We start from the raw sequence: 4,624 nt of genomic DNA, 5'->3' as shown, positions 1-4,624 counted from the left end.
GGTGCTGCCAGCCCGGCATGCGCTGGAGGCGACCATTCGTCGCGACTATCCGTCCATCGAGCTGCGTTCGGTCAAAACCTACGCCGAGGCCAGGGCGCTGGTCGAAAGCGGCGAAGCCTACGCCACCATCGAGAATGAAACCGGGGCGCAGCTCTATCCGTCAGGGCAGCTCAAGGTGGGCGATACGGTGGAGGGTAAATGGGAAGCTGATCATCTGGCGCTACGCAAAGGGCAGCCGCAATTGTTGAGCATCCTCAACAAGGCGCTCGAAGCGTTTCCGCCTGCCGAATTACGCGCGATTCGCTTGAAGTGGCTCGATGGCATTGTTCCCGTACAGACACCTTCGACCTGGCAGCAAATAACCGAATGGGGCTGTTGGAGCGTTTTTTTCGCCAGTGTTTTTGCGCTGCTATCCCTGCTGTGGAACCGGCGACTCACGGTGTTGATCCAGCAACGTCGGGACGCGGAAAAAGATCTCAATGACCAGCTCGCCTTCCAGCATGCCTTGATAGACGCCATGCCCGATCCGATGTTCGTGCGTGATCTGGAGGGGCGCTTGATCATGTGCAACAAGAGTTATGAAGAGGGGTTGTCGACCCGTTTCGACCAGATTCAGGGGCGTCGACTGATCGAACTCGATGTCTTGCCCAAAGAAACCGCCGAGCAACTGCACGCCGAGTTCATGGCCCAGCTCGGTACGCGCAAGACCCGCTTCAGCGAACGTCAGTTGATGTTCAAGGACGGCGTCAGGGACATCTATCAGTGGACGGTGCCGTTTTACAGTGCCGACGGTCAATTGCGAGGACTGCTGGGCGGATGGACCGATCTGGCCAAGCGGACAAGGCAGGCGTAAAGCGCAATGCCTGTAGCAGCTGCCGAGCCTGCGAGGCTGCGTTCGGCTGCGCAGCAGTCGTAAAACCTGCTTGCAAGGTCTGACTGAAGCACCGCGTGGCCTGGATTCACGACTGCTGCGCAGCCGAACGCAGCCTTCGGCAGCTGCTACAAGGAATGCGTCTCGGGTGAAAGGGTTTAAACGCGGCTGTTTTTTTACTGTCATCTTTTCCGGGCATGCTTTATCCACCAGAGGCGCCGGTGCGCCTGCCGTTGGAATCCAGAACTTTCTTCTCGGGCCTGGGGTCATTTACTGTGGATACGCCCCAGGCACTTTGTTTGCGGACTATTGAGTGGTGATCGAGATGGAAAGTATCAGTCTATTGCTCGGCGAGGCTCTGAGCCCGTACCAAGTCACGTTGACCCCATCGGGTGCCCATGGCGAATGCCTGGTGACGCTCAAGAGTGCGACCGGCGCTATCGTGGTCGAACGGCTGTTCAATCAGGCCCAGTTAACCGATAAACGTCTGCTGACGGATGTCGTCGACGGCTTGCACCGTGACGTGCTGATCGCTGAAGGACGCCTGGAGCCCTGTGTTATCGCGGCGTTGCGCAATGCTGCTCAGGACAAGCGCCTGGCCAGCCGAAATTGAAGTGTTTTTTGTGGGAACCTTCCTGCGCCAAGGTCAGTCAGACCATGTGACGGCAGGATCAAGCATTGTGCTCCGGTGCTTGTAGCTTGCTGCTACGGGTCTGTAATACAGGCCACGTTTAACCCCGAGTTGTCTCCCCACTTCTCGGGGTTTCTTTTTGCCTGCGATTTGTCATTGCGTGGCCTGATGCTCGAAAAAGGCCTTGGTTTCTTCCAGGTAATTCTTGCGTCTTTGCGGGTCGAGCCAGTCGGCATACAACGGGTCCAGGTGCTCGCGGGGCAGGGCGCGCAATAGTCGGTTGATTTCACTGATCGCCTGTCGACCCAGGGGCGTATTCGAGCAACCGATGTACACGGGCATGTAGTTGCCCGTGCCTTTGACCGGGTAGAACTCCAGTTGCTCATCGGCCAGGTTTTCCTGATGGGCCTGATAGCGGATTTCCGGCCAGTAACCCAATACCACCTGCAAACGACCCAAGCGTTGCATCTGCAGCAGGCTGCCGAGGGCGTCATTGCCATAGTGGGGCGTCAGCGCGCCGGCTGGCGCCTGTTGCAGCAGTGTGTCGAGGAACTCACCGTAACGGCGCTCGGCGATCACACCGACTTTCTGTCGACCGCTGGCCAACAGGGCCGCCAGATCGACTTCACCGTTGGAAAGAAACGGCTCCAGCACCGACCGATCTTCACGTCGGATCACCAGCCCATTGCTGACCACCCGGAAGGCCGGAATGGAATACGTGATCCACTGTTCGCGCTCCCTGCTCCAGACCAGCGAGGGGTCGCAGGTAAAGGATTCTTCGTGAAGCATCTGCATGCCGCGGGCGCGATTGACCCGTATCAGGGTATGTTCGTACTGCGGCATACCGGCGATCAGCAGGGGCATCAGTTGGTCAATGACGCCCTGGCCTTTTTTCGGGCCTTCGAAGATCGTCAGTGGCGGCAGGTCGCGCAACAGCCAGAACAAATGCTCCTTAGGTTGCGCCAGGGCCGGGGATATCAGGCCCGACAACAGCCCGAGCGCCGCCAGCAGGCGCCCGATGCCGGCGTAATCGAGGACAGATGAAAGCAGGCGATTCAGCTTAGATGGCCCCGTCTTCACGCAGTCGTGCGATCTGTGCCGGGTCGTAGCCCAGATCGTGGAGGACTTGCGCATTGTGTTCACCCAACTGCGGCCCGACCCATTCCGAGGTGCCGGGTGTCTCGGAAAGCTTCGGTACGATGCCGGGCATCTTGAAGTCCTTGCCGTCGGGCAGCTTGGCTTGCAGGAACATTTCCCGGGCCAGGTATTGCGGATCGCTGAACATGTCTTCGGCGCTGAAGATCCGGCTGGCGGGAACGTCGGCCTGGTTCAATTGCTCGATCACCGCGTCCAGTGGCAGTGAGTTGACCCAGCGATCGATCACCCCGTAAATCTCGTCGCGACGGCTGTCACGCCCGTCGTTGCTGGCCAGCACTGGGTCGTTGGCCAGATCCTCGCGGCCGATGATCAGCATGAATCGCTTGAAGATCGCATCGCCGTTGGCGCCGATCTGCACGTGTTTGCCATCGGCGCTGGTGTGGATGGAGGAGGGTGTGATGCCCGGCATGATGTTGCCGGTGCGTTCGCGGATGAAGCCGAACACATCGAACTCCGGGACCATGCTTTCCATCATGGCGAAGATCGCTTCATACAGCGCCACGTCCACCACTTGCCCCAAACCGCCGTTGACCTCGCGATGACGCAAGGCCATCAGTGCGCCGATCACGCCCCAGAGCGCGGCAATCGAGTCGCCGATGGAAATCCCGGTGCGCACTGGCGGCCGGTCCTCGAACCCGGTGATGTAGCGCAGGCCACCCATGGACTCACCGACCGCACCGAAGCCCGGCTGATCTTTCATGGGGCCGGTCTGGCCAAAGCCCGAGAGCCGCACCATCACCAGTTTCGGGTTCAGTGCGTGCAAGACTTCCCAGCCCAGGCCGAGCTTTTCCAGCACGCCGGGGCGAAAATTCTCAATCAGGATGTCCGCTTCACTGAGCAGCTGTTTCAGGATCGCCAGGCCATCGGGGTGTTTCAGGTTCAGGGTCAGGGATTTCTTGTTGCGCGCCTGAACGAACCACCACAGCGAGGTGCCTTCATACAACTTGCGCCATTTGCGCAACGGATCACCGCCGTCCGGTGACTCGATCTTGATCACTTCGGCGCCGAATTCGCCGCAAATACGCGAGGCAAACGGCCCGGCAATCAACGTACCCAATTCGATGACTTTCAGACCCGAGAGCGGTTTATTGGAGAACGGCATGCGAAATCCTGTAGGACAAAGGCTGAGCGAATACAGCGTTTTATCATAGGCCGACATCCATCGCCCAAAGTTGATTCGCCTTCAATTCGTTGATTGCCCTCTTGCATCGGTTAGACTTGCCGCCTTTCCCCGTATCAAGAAGCCCGTTCATGGCCCAGCCGTCCACGACCTACAAGTTTGAACTGAACCTCACCGACCTCGACCGCAGCGTCTACGAGAACGTGAAGCAGACCATCGCCCGTCACCCTTCGGAAACCGAAGAGCGCATGACCGTGCGGCTGCTGGCCTACGCCTTCTGGTACAACGAGCAGCTGTCTTTTGGCCGCGGTCTGTCAGACGTGGATGAGCCGGCGCTGTGGGAAAAGAGCCTGGACGACCGTGTCCTGCACTGGATCGAAGTCGGCCAGCCAGACGCCGACCGCCTGACCTGGTGCTCGCGCCGCACCGAACGCACCAGCCTGCTGGCCTACGGCAGCCTGCGTGTCTGGGAAGGCAAAGTGATCCCGGCGATCAAGACCCTGAAAAACGTCAACATCGCCGCCGTGCCCCAGGAAGTGCTGGAAACCCTGGCCAAGGACATGCCGCGCGTTATCAAGTGGGACGTGATGATCAGCGAAGGAACGATTTTCGTCACCGACGACCGTGGTCAGCACGAAGTCCAGTTGCAATGGCTGGCCGGCGAACGCGGCTGATTATTCGCCGCTTGGCCGCGTCACCCGGTTTTATCCTACGTATTCAAGAGAAGCACCTGTCACCCCATGCGCATCGAACCTCGCCTGTTGCCCGACACCCTGCCATTCCTCGGTGATATTCCACCGCTGCTGACCCGCCTTTACGCGGCGCGGGGCGTGCAGTCCGAGGC

Annotated in this window: 5 protein-coding genes; 3 read left to right on the top strand and 2 right to left on the bottom strand. The window is 59.4% G+C overall.

All coding sequences use genetic code 11. The features are described from left to right. Both AC1DLB_RS21870 and AC1DLB_RS21865 read left to right on the top strand, forming a co-directional pair. The coding region (locus AC1DLB_RS21870; protein ID WP_477785626.1) for a PAS domain-containing protein at nt 1-853 on the top strand (853 nt) is incomplete at its 5' end. Nucleotides 854-1,196: 343 nt separating this feature from the next. Continuing rightward, the gene (locus tag AC1DLB_RS21865; protein WP_019581629.1) at nt 1,197-1,484 is read left to right on the top strand and encodes a DUF3509 domain-containing protein; all 288 of its coding nucleotides are present in this window, start codon (nt 1,197-1,199) and stop codon (nt 1,482-1,484) included. A 171-nt stretch (nt 1,485-1,655) separates the two neighbouring features. Here the strand turns inward: AC1DLB_RS21865 and AC1DLB_RS21860 are convergent, their stop codons facing one another. Both AC1DLB_RS21860 and AC1DLB_RS21855 read right to left on the bottom strand, forming a co-directional pair. Beyond that, the gene (locus tag AC1DLB_RS21860; RefSeq protein WP_477744503.1) at nt 1,656-2,582 is read right to left on the bottom strand and encodes a TIGR02285 family protein; all 927 of its coding nucleotides are present in this window, start codon (nt 2,580-2,582) and stop codon (nt 1,656-1,658) included. Then, nucleotides 2,563-3,762: a CaiB/BaiF CoA transferase family protein gene (locus tag AC1DLB_RS21855; RefSeq protein WP_018926698.1), complete on the bottom strand. Its 1,200-nt coding sequence runs from the start codon at nt 3,760-3,762 to the stop codon at nt 2,563-2,565. Before AC1DLB_RS21855 ends, AC1DLB_RS21860 begins: the two co-directional genes overlap by 20 nt. A 149-nt stretch (nt 3,763-3,911) precedes the next feature. Here AC1DLB_RS21855 and AC1DLB_RS21850 point away from each other — a divergent pair, with 149 nt between their 5' ends. Then, nucleotides 3,912-4,454: a YaeQ family protein gene (locus AC1DLB_RS21850; RefSeq protein ID WP_007940622.1), complete on the top strand. Its 543-nt coding sequence runs from the start codon at nt 3,912-3,914 to the stop codon at nt 4,452-4,454. Nucleotides 4,455-4,624: the final 170 nt, after the last annotated feature.

It is taken from the genome of Pseudomonas sp. 05N434, from assembly GCF_056396965.1.
This window is presented reverse-complemented; position numbering and strand designations above follow the sequence as displayed.